Here is a 16908-nt window from a genome sequence, read left to right as displayed (position 1 = left end):
GGTATTATTCTTGTAATTCGATCAGCAGCTGTCGGCCTTTCACTTGTTCGCCTGGGCTGGTTAGAATATTTCCAACGATGCCGTCCATGCCTGCCTTGAGCGGGTGTTCCATTTTCATGGCTTCAATGACGGTGAGCACATCGCCACATTTTACGGTCTGTCCCTTTTCAACCAGCAGGTCAACGACTACACCATCCATGGAAGCGAGTATTTTATTGGAACCGGTCGTGCTGTTTTTTGTGACCATAAATGTCTGATCAGCGAATAGAAGGTTTCCACGGTTGCTGGCCAGCCATAACTCTGATATATCGCCATTACGGTTGATTGTGAAGGTTGATGTTTTCATGACGCTATTTTTTTCGCCGGCGTGAGCAATATAGCGTAGCTGGTTGTCTTTACAGTCAACAAGCTCGATTGTAATTGCCGACTGCCCTGAATCATCGGGGTCTTTATTTTCAAATGAAAGGCGATACTTATTCGTGTTTTGGTATGAGATTTTTAATGTCCGTAAATAATTTCCACAACAAATCTTAATCGGTCTTTCGATGAACTGAGTGGTTTGAAGGTTGCTATGTTTTATCAGAGCCCCTTCACACAGAAGTAAAGCCGCAATGCCCCACTCATCAGGCATGATGACCTGAGAAGCCAGGCTTGGATTATTAGTGAATTGATCACGGATAAAATCGGTAGTGGCCTGACCGCTAACAAAGGTGTCACTTTGTAACAACTCACTTAGAAAGCTGCGATTGTCTCGTAACCCTAAAAGATGAGAGTCCTGCACCAATCGTAATAAACGACGTCGAGCCTGTTCTCGATTTTCCCCATAGGCAATAAATTTTGCCAGCATTGGATCATAATGAGCGCTGATCTGACTCCCTTCGTAAATACCGGAATCAACTCTTAATCCGGGATAATCCTTACCTGAAACACTGTCAGTTAATGCAGGTCTCCATAGTGAAACCGTTCCTGTCTGAGGCATAAAACTATTTGCAGGATCTTCAGCATACAGGCGCACTTCAATAGCGTGTCCATTCGTTTTGATCTGGTCTTGTTTCAGTGGCAATTTCTCACCAGCGGCAACCCTTAATTGCCATTCCACAAGGTCCAGATTGGTCACCAGTTCGGTGACGGGGTGCTCCACCTGAAGCCGGGTGTTCATTTCCAGAAAGTAAAAATCATGCTCAGCGGTCAGCAGAAACTCTACAGTGCCAGCACCAACGTAGTTACAGGCCTTTGCCGCTGAGATGGCGGCTTGTCCCATTGACTCCCTGAGTTCTGGAGTTAATGCCGGTGATGGTGCTTCTTCAATAACTTTCTGATGACGCCGCTGCATACTGCAATCGCGTTCACCTAAATGAATGGTGTTGCCATGGGTGTCAGCAAAGATCTGTATTTCGATGTGGCGGACGGAAGTCAATGCTTTCTCAAGGATTAACTCATCACTGCCAAAGGCACTGAAAGCTTCAGAGCGGGCGGATTTGATTGCACTTTCAAGCTCTGATGAATCTTTTACGACACGCATTCCCCGGCCACCACCTCCAGCAGAGGCTTTCACCATAATAGGGTAGCCTATGCCTTCTGCAGCATCAGTCAGTGCTGTATTACTTTGATCTTTACCTTCGTAACCGGGAACACAGGGTACTTTTGCTGCAAGCATGGCTTCTTTGGCTGCACGCTTACTGCCCATCAGCCTAATGGCTTTAGAATCGGGACCAATAAAGACCAGGCCGTGCTCACTGCAGGCCTGCGCGAAATCACTGTTCTCGGATAAAAATCCATACCCGGGGTGAATGGCATCACTCCTCGTGATCCGGGCTGCATGGAGAATTTTTTCGATATTTAAATAACTATCACTAGCTACGCCTTTACCCAGACACACCGCTTCATCTGCCAGCTGGACATGAGGAGCATCACAATCAGGTTCTGAATAAACAGCTACTGTCCGGTATCCAAGCGACTTGGCAGAGGCAATGATACGTTGGGCAATTTCACCACGATTGGCCACTAATACTTTATGAAACATGTTCTTCCCCTATCGCCAATTCGGTTTACTTTTATGCGCAAAAGCCCTGGCACCTTCACGGCCTTCTCCCTGGACGCTGTCAGCAAAGTGAATAGCGGCTTCATCCAGTAATGATGCCATGGGCAGCTTGCCTACTTTGTGCATCAGAGCCTTGGTTGTGGCTGTGGCCTGAGGCGCGCAATTCATCGCCGCTGATACGGCCAATGTCAGCTTGCTGTCCAGTTCGTCCTGAGTCTGGGAAACATGATGAATAATGCCAAGCGTCAGAGCCTGTGCTGCTGGAATTCGCTGTCCAAGCAACGCCAGTCGTCTTGCTTGGGTCAGGCCAATACGGTCAACCACGAAAGGGGCGATCTGTGCCGGTATGATTCCTAGAGAGGTCTCAGGCATGGCAAATGCCGAGGTGGTATCGCTGATTGCGACATCACTGATACAGGCAAGGCCAAAACCACCACCCAGCACGGCCCCCTGTAAAACGGTAATGACCACGCAGGGCAGGGTATTCGCCTGTTCCAGCATCAGGCCAAAGGAGCGGTTGAATTGGGCCAGTTCTTCCCGGTCACTGGCGATGGCCTGCATTTCTTTGATATCCCCGCCCGCGCAGAAATTCCCGTCCGCTCCACGGATGATGAATACCCTTACCTGTTGCTCAACCGCTCGATTCATGACCTGAGTCAGTTCGTTGACCATGGTCAGATTCATGGCATTGGCCTGCCTTGGCCGGTTGAGGGTAACGGTTAGAACATCCGCCTGTTGCTCGACGAGCAGGGTTTTGTAGATTTCTGGAGTACCCATTGTTATTACCCCAGTGCTTTAGCCATATTTTTGCCAATAATCCCGAGCATAATTTCATCAGCACCGCCGCCAATGGAGCCCAGACGGTTATCCCGGTAAAAGCGACTTACGACGTTATCCCACATAAAGCCCATGCCTCCCCAGTACTGCAGGCAGGCATCACTGACTTCCCGTGAAAGGCGACCGGATTTTAATTTGGCCATGGAGGCAAGCTGCGTGACATCTTCACCCTGGCTGTATCGTTCACAAGCCTGATAAGTCAGGGCCCGAAGCGCCTCAACTTCTGTTTGCAGCTCTGCCAGTCGAAACAGGATGGACTGGTTGGCAATCAGTGGTTTGCCAAAGGCGTTGCGCTCCAGAGTGTAGGTAAGCGTGTCGTTTATACAGATTTCCATCCCTTTCAGTGACATGGCCGCAACGTATAACCGCTCCTCTTGAAACTGCTGCATCTGCATGACGAAGCCGCTACCTTCCGAGCCAATCCGGTTTTTTTGTGGAACCCGTACGTTATCAAAGAAAATCTGTGCGGTATCAGAACTGCGCATGCCCAGTTTGTTGAGTTTTTCCGAGAATGAAATTCCAGGTGTATCGGTAGGAACGATAATCAGTGATTTGTTCTTGTGGGCTGGTTCGTCAGAAGTGTTGGCCAGCAGGCAGATAAAGTCAGCCTGAGTGGCATTGGTGATCCACATTTTGCTGCCATTGATGATGTAGTCGTCACCGTCTTTTATGGCCGTTGTCTTGATGGCAGCAACATCACTGCCGGCTCCGGGCTCGCTGACACCTATACAGGCCACCCTATCGCCAGCAATGGCCGGAGCCAGGTATGTCTCACGGAGATAATCACTGCCAAATCGTGCCATTGCCGGGGTGGCCATGTTGGTCTGTACGCCAATGGCCATCGGGATACCACCGCAGCGAATGGCGCCGAACTCTTCTGCCGCCAGCATTTCAAAGGTGTAGTCGAGTCCCATACCGCCATTTTCTACTGGTTTGCTGATACCGAGCAGACCCAGGTCACCCATCTTTTTGAAGAGGGCTTTAGCAGGAAACAGGCCAGCCTCCTCCCAGCTGTCGACATGGGGATTCACTTCATTTTCCACAAAATTTGCAATGGTGCGTTTAAGCTCCAGATGTTCCTGGGTGAGTATCATGATATTTCCTGGTTTATTGTTGTTATTGGCATTTTTATTAGGAAACAGGATTAAAAACGTGCGACACCGAATGTATTGTTTTTGAGGTGCCTGTTTTCTGCCTGCCTGCAAATATCCAGCAAATTTGCCAGCAAATCCCGGGTATCCCTTGGGTCAATTAAACCATCATCCCAGAGGCGGGCTGTGCCAAATAGTGCGGTTGACCCTGCATTGAGTTTTGCCGTAGTGGCAGCCTCCATTTGTTCGAGCTGTGATGGATCGGGTTCCTGTCCCATTTTGCGCATTTTCTCTTCACTGACGATCCGAAGTACTTTGCCAGCCTGTTCGCCCCCCATCACCGCCGTTCTGGCATTGGGCCATGAGAAAATAAAGCGTGGGTCCAGGCCTCGACCACACATGGCGTAGTTGCCAGCGCCGTAGGAACCGCCAATTGAAATGGATATTTTTGGAATGCTGGCATTGGCCACCGCCTGAATCATCTTTGAGCCATGCTTGATAATGCCGCTTTGCTCTGCGTCAGTGCCCACCATAAATCCAGTGGTGTTATGAAGGAAAAGCAGTGAGCGGTGACTCTGTTCACAGAGCTGAATAAACTGCGCTGCCTTGTTAGCACCTTTTGCGGTTATTGGTCCATTGTTGCCAATAATGCCAACGCTGTGACCGTCAATATGCGCAAAGCCGCAAACGGTCTGCAGATCGAAATCGCTTTTGAAATCGCTGAAGGCCGAGCTATCAACCAGTCGTGCAATGACTTCTCTCACATCGTAGGGCTTTTTGCTGTCACAGGGGATAATGCCCAGCAGTTCATCACTGTGATATCGTGGCGGTTTACTTTCGCGTTTCTCAGGCAATGCAAGTCGTTCATTCCAACCAAGGCTCTGGGTGATATCTCGGGCAAGGGCTATTCCCTCGACATCATCCTGAGCCAGATAGTCCGCTGTACCGGCTTGATAAACATGAATATCACTGCCACCCAGTTCTTCATCGGTGGCAATCTCACCGGTAGCAGCCTTAAGCAGAGGCGGTCCTGCCAGAAACATTTTGGTTTGATTCTTAACAGCCACCACGTAGTCGGACAAACCCGGCTGATAGGCGCCGCCAGCAGTGGCATTACCATGTACGACAGTGACCTGAGGTATGCCGGCTTTTGACAAACGAGCCTGGTTGGCAAACGCCCGGGCACCAGGGACAAAGACGTCCGTGGCGTAGGTCAGGTTTGCTCCACCACTTTCCGCAAGCGTGATCAGAGGTAATTTATTCTCACGGGCAATCTCCTGCAGTCGCAGGGTTTTCTCAAGGCCGGTAGGAGAGATGGTGCCGCCTTTTATGGCACTGTTATTGACCTGCAGCATGCACCGAACACCACTGACAAACCCGATGCCTGCGATAATCCCGCCACCCGCTGTTGAGCCATCCTTATCATCGTGCATTTTATAACCGGCCAGAGAGCTCAGCTCAATAAAACTGGAGCCGGGGTCGAGGAGTAGTGCTAAACGTTCGCGGGGCAGGAGTTTGCCTTTGCTGTGGAATTTATCCCTGGCACTGTGGGCTTTATCGAGCGTTGCCTTCTCAAGGCATCGAAACTGTTCAATGGCCGATAGCATGGCGTTTCGATTCTCGCTGAACTCCTGGCCATGAAGGTCTATTTGAGAGTCAATGATCCTCACTCTGCTTCCCCCGCAACCTGTTCATACAGGCTTTTATTGATAGGAATGGGTATCGAAAGTAATTGTTGAGCAAGGGCCTTTCCCTGTGGGTCGATACGCAGGCTGGCCATGCCACCACCGCCGAGGCAGTGGGTCATGACAATATTGATGCTGTTTAATGCGGGTAGCTGATAGCGGATAACCTCACTTCGGTCACTCATAAGATGAGCAAAGTACTCTGCAATTCGGTGGGGAGTTAATGTCTTTTCAATATACGGCAAATATCTTTTATCTCGGGCAATAATGCCAATATTGCAGTGGTTACCTTTGTCACCACTGCGTCCGAGAGCGAGCTTGATCAGAGGTATGGTAAATTCAGGGCTGTTATTCAGTGGTTCGGGCAGTGGCTTATCCTTCCAGGTGTTTTCTAAGGAATCTGCAGCCTGTCCTGAAATAACGGATACCACTTCAGATTCACTCTCTCGGGCATTGATCAGCCGGTAAGTGGGCGAAATATCACGTTTGTTGATTAAGAAAGAGAAGAGGCAAAGGCGAGGGCTTGGCTTTGGCCGACCTCCCACCAGACCCGTAATGCCTGGAGCCATGGCTGTTGCCGCCTGGGCAATCTCAGAGCCAAATAACTGCAGGGCTTTTTTATCCTGATGGGAAGTGGCAATTTTTACAACGACTTCACGAGGTTGAGCCTGACCTGTCAGTGCTTGAGCACCATAGGTTGCTTCGGTACCCAGTACTTCAATATTCACATCGTTGAAGTCATCCAGGCCTTTCAGTGTTAACAACCCACGGACTCTTTGAATAATTGCATCAGCAACTGCCTGCCCCTTTTCACCAGCATCAATGCCTCCGATCATAAAGGTGGCTGTTGAACGAAAGCCATCCATATACGTCGCGCTGACTTTATATTGGGTCGTACAAGGGCGACCTCTGGCTCCAGTTACCCGCACTTGGTTGGTGTCAGTTTGCTCCACCGTTACCTGACTGAAATCGCAGGTGACGTCAGGCAGTAAATACGCTTCGGGATTACCAATTTCATAGAGAATCTGCTCAGCAACGGTGTTGCAGCTCACCAGTCCACCGCTACCGGAACATTTGCTCACAATAAATGCCCCATCCTCCTGACACTCAATAATGGGGAATCCCATATTGGCATAACCATCTTTCACCAGACGCCAGTCGGTAAAATTACCACCGGTTGCCTGGGTCCCACATTCGATAACATGGCCCGCCAGGGAGCCCTGCGCCAGTTTGTCGTAGTCCTGCCAGGACCAGCCAAACTCATGAACCAGTGGGCCAAGTACGACCGCACTGTCCACAACCCGGCCAGTAATCACAATATCTGCAGCCGCAGCCAGTGCTGTCGTAATAGAAGGAGCACCCAGGTAAGCGTTCACGCTGGTTAAGTGGTTGGGTATCGGTTGGCCACTGAACATATCCACGATATGGGGGTGTGATTGCTGGCTGGTCTGAAAAGCTTGTGTCAGGTTGTCCCCCTCAACGACGGCGATCGTCAGGTCAATCCCTGAGTCTGCAACGACTTTTGCCAGTGCTTCAGCACAACCCATGGCATTGATGCCACCAGCATTGCTGCATACCTTAATACCCTGGGTTTTGATCTGACCAAGCAGCGGCTTCAATGTGGCAATGAAATCGGGAGCAAACCCAGCGGATGGATTTTTCATTTGGGCGCCGGCCATGATGGACAGCGTCATTTCTGCAAGGTAATCAAAAACCAGGTAATCGAGTTGGCCACCGTTAACCAGCTGGTGGGCAGCATTGGCAGTATCACCCCAGAAGGCGGAGGCACAACCGATTCGAACTTTTTTTTCAGGCGTCTTTTGAGGTGTCATAGGTGAGTTTGATGACAAATATTGTTATTGTTTGATGGAGGTTACCAAGCAAGTGATTGGTTGGGAAGTGGTTGAGCTAAAAAAACAAGCGTTTGCTTTGTGATATGCTGCTGATTTTCCAGCTGTGTTAGACTGGCTCAAATTATAATTTTAGAACTCAAACAGACGTCTTATGTCATTTATTGCACTCAGTGCCCAGCAAACCGCAGAGCTTTCCCAGCAGTTGATTGATCAGGGATTAATTGTTGCCCCGGAGAGTGCTAAGGGGCGCCTGCTGAAATCTGCTGCCCGATTATTCAGAACCAATGGCTACGAGAGGACGACGGTCAGGGATCTGGCAAAAGATATCGGGATACAATCCGGTAGCCTGTTTCACCATTACCCCAGCAAGCAGGAGATCCTGCGCAGTGTGGTGGAAGAGACCATCTTACTGAATATTGAAACCATGAAATTGTCATTGAGCCTGAATCAGGATGTCAGGGATCGACTTTATGGTCTTATTCTCTGCGAGCTGCAGTCCATTCTGGTGGATAATGGTGCGGAGATGGCAGTGCTGGTTTACGAGTGGCGTGGGCTGAATGATGAAAACCAGAGTGAAATTCTGAAGTTGAGAGATGAATATGAGCGACTGTGGATTGATGTTCTGGAAGAGGCCAGGGAGCAGAATTTGATTGTCATTCCACCGGCCATGTTACGACGGCTATTAACCGGCTCCATCAGTTGGAGTATCAACTGGTTTAAGCCTGATGGTGATTTGTCCCTGGAAGCCCTGGCAGAGATGATTTTGTCGATGGCCTTGAATACATCAAAACCGTAAGTAATTTTGGTGGGAGTGATTGATGAATGCTATAGAGCTTTTGTTGGAAAAGGTGTCCACACCGATGCTGGATGAACCGGCACCCAGCGATCAGCAACTGGATGTCATGTTTCGGGCTGCCCTGAGAGCCCCTGATCATGGTCGTATTCGCCCCTGGCGATTTTTGAAAGTCAGTGGAGAAGCGCGGGAGGCTCTGGGGGAGTTGATGGCACAAGCGGCCCTGGAAGATCAGCCGGACCTTTCAGAAGATGCACTGGCTCGTTTCAGAGGGATGCCGCTCCGGGCACCTATGCTGGTACTGGCCATCTGTCCGGTTAAGAAGCATCCAAAGGTTCCGGAGGTTGAGCAGAAGATGTCTCTAGCGGCTGCAGTTCAATCTCTGCTGCTGGCTGCCCATGCCCAAGGCGTTGGGGCGATCTGGAGAACTGGAGATCTGTGTTACAAGCCGTCCTTGGCCAAAGGGCTTGGTCTTGCTGACAATGAGCAGTTAATGGGGTTTATCTATCTGGGTAAGCCTGTGGGCGTTAAAAAGAAAGTGCCTGTGCTGGATGTAGGCCAATTTGTTTCTGTCTGGACAGGAGGGCTTCAGGTTTCTTAGAAGGTGGAATTAGTATATTTTCATCTTTACCACAGAGTCACGGAGGAAAAGCTTTTTCTCTGGGCCTCTGTGGTCAGCTTATTCTTTGTTGAGCAGGTAGAGAAACATCAATAGGCTCAAATTAGAAACAGGTTCAGCGAACCATGATGTGGGGGATAATAAAGTCTTCCAGGTCCTCTTCGTTTACGTCAACTTCTGAATGCACCCAGCCTTTGACCGAGATTCCTGCTGTGTGAACAGATGTATTGGAGCCGGAGACCAATGGGTGCCAGCTGGACAGTGGCTTTTCTTCACTGATCAGACGGTAGGCACAGGTTTCGGGTAGCCAATGGAAGTTCTTAACATCCTTTAGTGTTAATACAGTGCAGTCAGACACTATCTGTTTTCGGTTTGGGTAGTCCCGACACTGACAACTGTCAGTATCCAGTAACCGGCAAGCGACTGACGTATAGTAGACTTCATCCGTGTCTTCATCTTCCAGCTTGTGTAGGCAGCATCGGCCGCAACGGTCGCAAAGGCTTTCCCATTCATCGGATGTCATTTCTGACAGGGTTTTGGTTTCCCAGAAAGGTTGTAAAGTCATATTGGGTCGTTAAACGAAAGAAACTCATCCGGCAGACGGATTGTGTAGTCATCTTCTTGTCCCTGAGAATCAGACGGTGGCATTTGCAGGTAGTACCCGTTACTGGTCAGCCCCTCAAGTACACTGGCGGTTTCAACTCTGGCCAGCTTTTTGGTCGGGGTCAGCAGTAAATCAAAAACATGGGCAGGCTTGCCGAATGCCTTCAGTAGCGGCTCAGGGATTATCTGCTCCAGAGAGGCACCTTTGGTGACATAAAGGTACATCTCGTTCCGCTTGGGGCTTTTGTAAATCGATACCAGCGACTTCATTCAGTGGCCTTTTTCTTCCATTGCATTGAGCTGATTGATCAGAGGGGGGCCGATGATATCACGACGCCAGCCCGTGAGTGTATCAGGCAGGGAAAAATGGCCATTATCCAGCCAGCTGCGCAGCAGTGGCGATGTCAGCTTGTTGGGCGTCAGCAGCTCAAGAGGGATTTCCAACTCAACAGCCTGTTGAGATATCAGGGCTTTGATTTGCTTTCCCCAGTCCTTTGCGTTTTTGGGTAAAGGGGGGGGGAGGGAGCCGGGCCTCTGCTCCGCCGGGATTTGGCTGGCTGCATTGATGATATCCAGTATTTGTTCGCCATGATGACGAATAATGCTGGAGCGCATGTCCGGTATTTCCCGGAGTGCATTGATGGCCTTGGGTTGAAATCTTGCCAGGGGCCAGAGACTGCCTTTCGGGATAATCCGGTTTCTGGGAACATCTTCCTCGCGGGCTGCAGTCTCACGGAAATAACAAAGGGCTTTTAATACAGCCAGCTGTTGAGGGCGTAGCTGCCATGCCCGTTTTACATCTTGCCAGGCATTATCTGGATCATAAGGAAGCACATTGAGTGTTAATGATAGGCACTCGTCATCCAGCCACGCTTTTTTAGGCGTCTGTACCAGTAATTGATTAAGGTGCTGATAAACCTCAAGCAAGTGAGTGACATCCAGGCTAGCATAACGAATCTGAGCTTCTGTTAATGGTCTTTGCCGCCAGTTCGAACGGGTTTCATCCTTGGGCAGATCAATATTCAATATATGTTTTAATAATGCCTGGTAGCCCATGGAAAAACCAAGGTTAGCAAATGCTGCTGCAAGCTGGGTATCAAACAGTGGTCGTGGGACGGTACCGGTTAATAACTTGAAAACCTCCAAGTCTTCACTGCATGCGTGAAGCACCTTGATCACATTTGGATTTTCAAACAGTTTAGCGAGAGGAGACCACTGGCTAATCTCCAGAGGGTCAATCAAAAAAACATCAGCCCCGGCCCCAACCTGAATAAGGCCTGGCAGTGGGTAGAATGTATCGGTACGAATGAACTCCGTGTCAAGGGCAATCGCATCAAGAGCAGACCACTGTTGGCAGTAGTCTTCCAGTGTCTGATTGTTGATTATCCAGACGGGCTCTGGAGGCAAAAGTGGCATAGCTAATGGTTCTAATGGAAAACTCCATTATAAACAGTCATGAGCTACTGTTGATAGGACATTACAGTTTTTATCGGTTCTGTCTTTTAATCTTGATGGGGGCTGGTACAACCACAGAGATCACAAAGCTCACGGAGAAATGCTTTTATTTTCCTTTGTGTTCTTTGTGATCTCTGAGGTTTCAATAAAAAAGGCCGGATAACACCGGCCTGAAGGGGGTAGCTTAACTGTGCGCACGTAGTGCTTCGATTCGCTGATCCAGTGGCGGATGGCTGGTAAACAGGGCGGCCAGTCCGCTGCGAACACCACTTCGGATACCGAAGGCAGTCATGGTTGCCGGCATGGCACTGGGCGCTTCGTATTCAGAGCGAAGGCGTTCCAGCGCTGCAATCATGTCCCTGCGGCTTACCAGTTCGGCACCGGCTTCATCCGCTCTGAACTCACGTTGGCGGGAGAACCACATAACGATGGCACTGGCCAGGAAGCCAAGAATAATCTCGGCAATAAAGCTGGTTACGTAAAACCCAATACCTACACCACCTTCTCCTTCATCATCACGACGCAGGAAGGAATCAACGGCATAGCCAATAATCCGGGCGAAGAACATCACAAAGGTATTCACAACACCCTGGATCAAACTCAGAGTAACCATGTCACCATTGGCTACGTGACCAATTTCATGCCCAATAACTGCACGGGCTTCGTTAGGGTTGAAGCGGTCCAGAAGCCCCTGACTAACAGCAACCAGTGCCGCATTTTTGTTCCACCCAGTCGCAAAGGCATTGGCTTCTGGCGAGTGGAAAATACCCACTTCCGGCATTCCTATGCCTGCTTTTTCAGAGAGTTCTCTAACGGTATCGACCAGCCATTGTTCCTGGGTTGTTTGAGGCTGTTCAATAATCTGCGTTCCTGTGCTCATCTTGGCCATGGTTTTGGAGAGCAGCAGGGATACAAAAGAGCCGGCAAAACCGAATACGGCACAGAATACCAGCAGGGAACCCATGTTCAGCCCCTGATGGCTCAGGTAACTGCCGACGCCGAGAATATTCAGTGTGATACTGGCCAGCAAAAGGACTGCCATGTTTGTGGCCAGAAACAACAGGATTCTCTTCATTAGTTAAGGTGACCTCATCGTCATCATTTTCAAGAAAGAGCTATATAAAGGCAGACCCTTATATTTTCAAGCGAGTCGTAAGGCAGCCTAAAAAATGTGTTCATTTTTTACACGGAGCTGACAGAAAGGTTGTTTTAAAAGGGAGAGTCAAGTGTTGAGCTGACCTGTTAAAGGTCAGCTTTGAGAGAAAAATTGCAGTGCCGCTTGCACTATCGCTTCACTGCCTTTGTCCTTGAGTGCCTGTCGGCAGTGCCAGGCTATTGTCGCTTGTTTACGGGCAACGGATGGCGGGAGATCCTGTGAGTCATTAATAATGACGACAGGCAGACTTAAGCGTAGAAAACTTTTTTCAGTGAGTACAACCTGATCCAGTGCATCATGTCGAATGTTGTCCTGATAGCGGATATAGCCCTCTGAGGCCAGCCAGAGCATGGCATCAAAACAGGCTTTGTGACGCCTGTTAGGAATGCCGAATTCATCGGTTCCAGCGTTGGAGATCAGGTCGTCAACGTAGAGTGTCGTCAGGCGAGGAAAAGTATTATAGAGCTGAACCAGAATTTTCAGGCAGTCCTGGTAAAACTCGTCAATGTGTATGTCGGCCATAGTCCATCCATAAGAACAGAGGGGGGCAAGCTTACCCCCTATTAGCTCGTTTACTGTTTGTATCGGCTAAGGAATCGTTCAAGTTTGGTCATTACCGTTTCCAGATCTTCAACCCAGGGGAGGGAGATGATCCTCAGGTGGTCGGGGTCTGGCCAGTTAAAGGCTGTTCCCTGAACTAGAAGCACTTTTTCCTGAAGCAGAAAGTCCAGAACCAACTTCTCATCATCGTGAATTGAGTAATGTTTTGTATCAAGTCGTGGGAACAGGTAGAGCGCACCTTTTGGTTTAACGCAGCTGACTCCCGGGATTTGATCCAGCATTTCCCAGGCACGGTTTCTCTGCTCGAGCAGTCTGCCGCCCGGTAATATCAGATCATTGATGCTCTGATAGCCGCCTAACGCTGTCTGGATAGCGTGTTGTGAGGGTACGTTGGCACAAAGCCGCATGGAGGCAAGCATTTCCAAGCCTTCAAGGTAGCTTCTGGCATTGTGCTTTGGTCCTGAAACTACCAGCCAGCCAGCCCGGAAACCGGCAACCCGGTAAGATTTGGATAGGCCGTTAAAGCTGATACAGAGCACATCGTCTGCTAAGGAGGCAAGTGCGGTGTGTTCAGCATCATCATAGAGAATTTTGTCGTAAATTTCGTCAGCGAAGATGATCAGGTCATGTTCTCTGGCCAGCTGGACAATCTCTTTCAGTATCTCGTCCGGATACACAGCTCCGGTGGGGTTGTTGGGGTTGATAATGACGATACCGCGGGTTTTGGCGGTAATTTTGCTGCGCATATCTTCGATATCAGGATACCAGTCAGACTGTTCATCTTTGCGGTAGTGAACAGCCCGGCCACCCGACAGATGCACTGCAGCAGTCCACAAAGGATAGTCTGGCGCCGGGATTAGCATCTCATCACCATTATTGAGCAGTGCCTGCATGGTCATGACGACCAGTTCACTGACACCGTTACCAATGATGATGTCTTCAACGGTAATGGGGGGGAAGTTCTTCTGCTGGCAGTACTGCATAATGGCCTTGCGCGCAGAGAACAGGCCTTTAGAGTCACAGTAACCCTGAGACAGAGGCAGGTTGCGAATAACATCCTGGGTGATTTCATCGGGTGCATCAAAGCCAAACGCCGCAGGATTTCCCGTGTTCAATTTAATGACACGATGCCCTTCTTCTTCCAGCCGCTTGGCTTCCCGAAGAACGGGGCCGCGAATGTCGTAACAGACATTGTCGAGTTTGGTGGATTTTTCAATATCCTTCATGGATGTCGTACCGATGGTTAATTTAGCTTCAATGCATTCCGCAGCATGGCATTATGAAGCGATCTGTCAAGAGTTGCACTAGGTAGATAGTTTTTATTCGGGCGGTTATTCTGAGTGGTGCGAGCGTATTCCAGTGAGTACCTGTTTGCTGATTAAAGGTGGAATAAGAGGGCTGTGTGTGATGAAAGAGAAAAAGTCAGATGAACAGTGGCGGGAAGAGCTTACCGACGAGCAGTATCATGTTTGCCGTGAAAAAGGGACAGAGCGTCCTTTTACCGGGGAGTATAACTTCTTTGAAAAAGAAGGCATTTTTCACTGTGTCTGCTGCGGGGAGCCGCTCTTTGATTCAACCGTAAAGTTTGATGCAGGGTGTGGCTGGCCCAGTTTCTACCAGACCATCGATAGCGATGCGATAACCCTGCAGGAAGATAAAAGTCTCGGTATGGAGCGTACGGAAGTTCTCTGCTCCAATTGTGGGGCCCATCTTGGGCATGTATTTCCAGATGGACCGGAGCCTACCGGGTTGCGTTATTGCATTAACTCGGTTGCGATGAAATTTAAAGATCGCTAACCCGGATTATTCAGGAGTCAGCCACTCTTTAATGACGCTGCCGAGTCCCTTTTTGTTAAAGGGCTTGGCGATATGATCATTCATTCCTGCTTGCCTGCAACGCTCCTTATGTTCTTCCAGCGTATTGGCGGTGAGGGCAATGATCGGTGTTTTTTTAGTAGCCGGTATTGCTCTAAGCTTTTTTGTTGCAGTGTAGCCATCCATTAATGGCATGTTGCAGTCCATCAGGATCAGGTCAAATTTCTCATCAGTGCAGAGTGTCAGGCATTCCTGACCGTTGTGGGCAAGCTCTACGTCGTGTCCCAGTTGTTCAAGCATGCCCTCTGTAACCAGCCGGTTGATGGCATTATCTTCAACCACCAGAATTCTTTTTTTCCTGCGTTCACCTGGCTGGGTGTGCGGACTTTTTTCCCAATGAGGCTTGTGACGCATTTTTGTGGCAGATAGTTTGCCGGGATCTTTGATGCCAACAACGGCAGCGCACTTTTGGTATAACTTTTGTTGTGTGACAGGGAGGGCGAGCCAGACGAGATTGTCCGGCATTCCCTGTGGTTGTTCAAAGCTGATAAAAATGGTTTTACGGTCTGGGTGATGTCTGGCCATGTTAAGCGCCAGCGCTTTTTGATCGGTAATAACCAATGAGGCTGTCTTGTGTGTACCTGAATGGTAGTTAAAGTCCAGATCAGGGGTATACTGGTCAATGATACGGCAGGGTATATTCCAGTGGCTGAGCATTCTGTAACATATTTGCTGTGTTGACTCTTTGCAGGCCAGTATGATCGGGTGACTCATTAGTGGCCTGATGGTTTCGGTATTCGCGTTTTCAGGCTTAATCAGGGGAAGCCTTATTGAAAATGTGCTGCCATGCCCTTCACGGGAAATAACCTGAATTGAACCATTCATTGCTGTGATCAGCTCTTTAGTCAGTGCCAGTCCCATGCCTGAACCACCATAGCTCTGATAAATTTCATTATTGGCTTGTGTGAAAGGCGTGAAGATTGCGTCAAGTGCTTCCTGGGGAATGCCGATCCCAGTGTCGGTAATGTTAATGATGACTTCAAGATTGTCTTCATCCAGGGATTTTGATTCCAGTGAAAGGCTGATTTCGCCTTTGTGGGTAAACTTGATGGCGTTACCAAGAAGGTTATTGATGACTTGGCTGATGCGGGTAGGGTCGCCAAGGAGTTTTGCTGGCATTGTGGGGTCAATGTCGCAGGTTAGCGGGATATCTTTGCCATAGGTCTTCTGGCTCATCATCACCACAGACTCTTCGATGATCTCGCGTAGATCAAAAGGCGACTGTTCTATGGCCGCTTTGCCTGATTCGAGTCTGGCCAGATCCAACATGTTATTCAGCAGTTTGACCAGTCGAACGCCTGATTGATGGGCAAGGTCGAGCCGGGCGTATTGTTTTTCGGACAGCTCTTCATTAATGGTTAGCTCCAGCATCCCCAGAATGCCATTGAGTGGTGTTCTGATTTCATGGCTAAGGCTTGAAAGCTGATCCCCTCGCAGCTGGGCAGAGTGAAGTGCTTTCTGTCGCGCTATCTCAAGCTCTTCGTTGGCTTTGAACAGGGCGTTATTATTTTCCTGTAGCTCTTGAGTCCTCTCGGCGATACGGTTTTCAAGATCCTGGGTATGCTTTCTCAGTTCATTTTCAGCAAGGCTTCTATGGTAGAGCTGCTTTTCAATATCATCCTGAAACTCATTGAACGCCGTGGTAAGTAACCCGATTTCATCCTGTTGATGTCTTTTAGAGACCGATAACGAATGGTGTGTTATCCCCTTTCGAACTTGTTTGACATGACGCGTCAGTTTTAACAACGGTTTGGTAAGCATCAAATAAAACATGCTTTGGAGGGCCAGTGCGAGCAGCAGGGTTCGTATGACTCCAAATACAAGGGTTAAGATGGATCGGTCCAGAAACTCCTGACCGGAAGGGCGTGTGTCTGCAATAATGGATAGTGTGCCAAGATCTTCTTCAAGATCATAAGGAACTGATAGTGGTTGACGGTAGGTTCGGGTGGTGCCGAAAAAAAGATCCGTAAATTGGCTCTGGTTTTCTGGCTGCTCATTGCTGCCTGCTTTGGCCAGTAGTTGTTTGTCGGAATCGGTGATGATCGCACTTAGAATCAGTGGTGATTCTATTAGGCCATTCACCAGCTCTATAGCCAGTTCTTCATCCAGGTTATAGGCAATGCGAGAGGCGGGCGCTTTGCTGATATCCAGGTAGGCCTCAATAGCATTGTCGATACTTTTATCCTGGGTTTTATAGTCGTGGGTAACCTGAAAGGCACTGAAAACCAGTCCCAGTATAAAAGCGACGCTAACTGTGTATCTGACCTGCTTATACGAGAGCCTGTCCCTGAGTCTCATTGTTTTGCCTATCCCGGGCGGTGATCAGTAACCCATCTAAT

The 16908-nt window shown here is 49.2% G+C and carries 15 protein-coding genes; 3 read left to right on the top strand and 12 right to left on the bottom strand.

Going from position 1 to position 16908, the window contains the following annotated elements:
- Positions 1–4: 4 nt before the first annotated feature.
- The 5 genes from GV64_RS19310 to GV64_RS19290 are packed head-to-tail and all read right to left on the bottom strand — an operon-like array spanning position 5 to position 7486.
- Positions 5–2023 carry an acetyl/propionyl/methylcrotonyl-CoA carboxylase subunit alpha gene (locus GV64_RS19310; protein WP_020581429.1) on the bottom strand — a complete coding sequence of 673 codons (2019 nt, stop codon included), beginning with the start codon at positions 2021–2023 and terminating at the stop codon, positions 5–7.
- Between the two features lie 9 nt (positions 2024–2032).
- Positions 2033–2818, bottom strand: coding sequence for an enoyl-CoA hydratase/isomerase family protein (locus GV64_RS19305; RefSeq protein ID WP_020581428.1), 786 nt, complete (start codon positions 2816–2818; stop codon positions 2033–2035).
- Positions 2819–2823: 5 nt separating this feature from the next.
- Positions 2824–3972 carry an acyl-CoA dehydrogenase family protein gene (locus GV64_RS19300; RefSeq protein WP_020581427.1) on the bottom strand — a complete coding sequence of 383 codons (1149 nt, stop codon included), beginning with the start codon at positions 3970–3972 and terminating at the stop codon, positions 2824–2826.
- A gap of 50 nt (positions 3973–4022) precedes the next feature.
- Positions 4023–5639, bottom strand: a complete 1617-nt coding sequence (locus GV64_RS19295; protein WP_026258093.1) for an acyl-CoA carboxylase subunit beta — start codon at positions 5637–5639, stop codon at positions 4023–4025.
- Positions 5636–7486: an acyclic terpene utilization AtuA family protein gene (locus tag GV64_RS19290; protein WP_020581425.1), complete on the bottom strand. Its 1851-nt coding sequence runs from the start codon at positions 7484–7486 to the stop codon at positions 5636–5638. The genes GV64_RS19295 and GV64_RS19290 overlap by 4 nt, the downstream gene beginning before the upstream one ends.
- A 172-nt stretch (positions 7487–7658) precedes the next feature.
- Here GV64_RS19290 and GV64_RS19285 point away from each other — a divergent pair, with 172 nt between their 5' ends.
- The gene (locus tag GV64_RS19285) at positions 7659–8303 is read left to right on the top strand and encodes a TetR/AcrR family transcriptional regulator (RefSeq protein WP_020581424.1); all 645 of its coding nucleotides are present in this window, start codon (positions 7659–7661) and stop codon (positions 8301–8303) included.
- A gap of 22 nt (positions 8304–8325) precedes the next feature.
- Positions 8326–8901 (top strand): nitroreductase family protein, encoded by a 576-nt coding sequence (locus GV64_RS19280; RefSeq protein ID WP_026258091.1) that lies wholly within the window; start codon positions 8326–8328, stop codon positions 8899–8901.
- 133 nt (positions 8902–9034) lie between these two features.
- On the opposite strand, the gene GV64_RS19275 is transcribed toward GV64_RS19280, so the two are convergent.
- The 6 genes from GV64_RS19275 to GV64_RS19250 form a co-directional block, all read right to left on the bottom strand.
- Complete coding sequence (locus GV64_RS19275) at positions 9035–9484, bottom strand: YcgN family cysteine cluster protein (protein WP_020581422.1); 450 nt, start codon at positions 9482–9484, stop codon at positions 9035–9037.
- A complete protein-coding gene (locus tag GV64_RS19270; protein WP_020581421.1) occupies positions 9481–9792 on the bottom strand; it encodes a YcgL domain-containing protein in 312 nt (103 codons plus the stop codon). The genes GV64_RS19275 and GV64_RS19270 overlap by 4 nt, the downstream gene beginning before the upstream one ends.
- Entirely contained in the window at positions 9793–10938 is a 1146-nt protein-coding gene (gene rnd, locus GV64_RS19265) for a ribonuclease D (RefSeq protein ID WP_020581420.1), read from the bottom strand. It abuts the gene before it with no gap.
- Positions 10939–11161: 223 nt separating this feature from the next.
- A complete protein-coding gene (gene htpX, locus GV64_RS19260; protein WP_020581419.1) occupies positions 11162–12052 on the bottom strand; it encodes a protease HtpX in 891 nt (296 codons plus the stop codon).
- 174 nt (positions 12053–12226) lie between these two features.
- The gene (locus GV64_RS19255) at positions 12227–12655 is read right to left on the bottom strand and encodes a hypothetical protein (protein WP_020581418.1); all 429 of its coding nucleotides are present in this window, start codon (positions 12653–12655) and stop codon (positions 12227–12229) included.
- Positions 12656–12705: 50 nt separating this feature from the next.
- Positions 12706–13920: a pyridoxal phosphate-dependent aminotransferase gene (locus GV64_RS19250; protein WP_034844407.1), complete on the bottom strand. Its 1215-nt coding sequence runs from the start codon at positions 13918–13920 to the stop codon at positions 12706–12708.
- Between the two features lie 181 nt (positions 13921–14101).
- On the opposite strand from GV64_RS19250, the gene msrB reads away from it, so the two are divergent.
- Positions 14102–14491, top strand: a complete 390-nt coding sequence (gene msrB, locus GV64_RS19245; protein WP_020581416.1) for a peptide-methionine (R)-S-oxide reductase MsrB — start codon at positions 14102–14104, stop codon at positions 14489–14491.
- Between the two features lie 6 nt (positions 14492–14497).
- Here msrB and GV64_RS19240 read toward each other — a convergent pair whose 3' ends face one another.
- Entirely contained in the window at positions 14498–16867 is a 2370-nt protein-coding gene (locus GV64_RS19240; RefSeq protein WP_020581415.1) for an ATP-binding protein, read from the bottom strand.
- Positions 16868–16908 lie beyond the last annotated feature (41 nt).

Source organism: Endozoicomonas elysicola, assembly GCF_000710775.1.
Classification (GTDB): Bacteria; Pseudomonadota; Gammaproteobacteria; order Pseudomonadales; family Endozoicomonadaceae; genus Endozoicomonas; species Endozoicomonas elysicola.
This window is presented reverse-complemented; position numbering and strand designations above follow the sequence as displayed.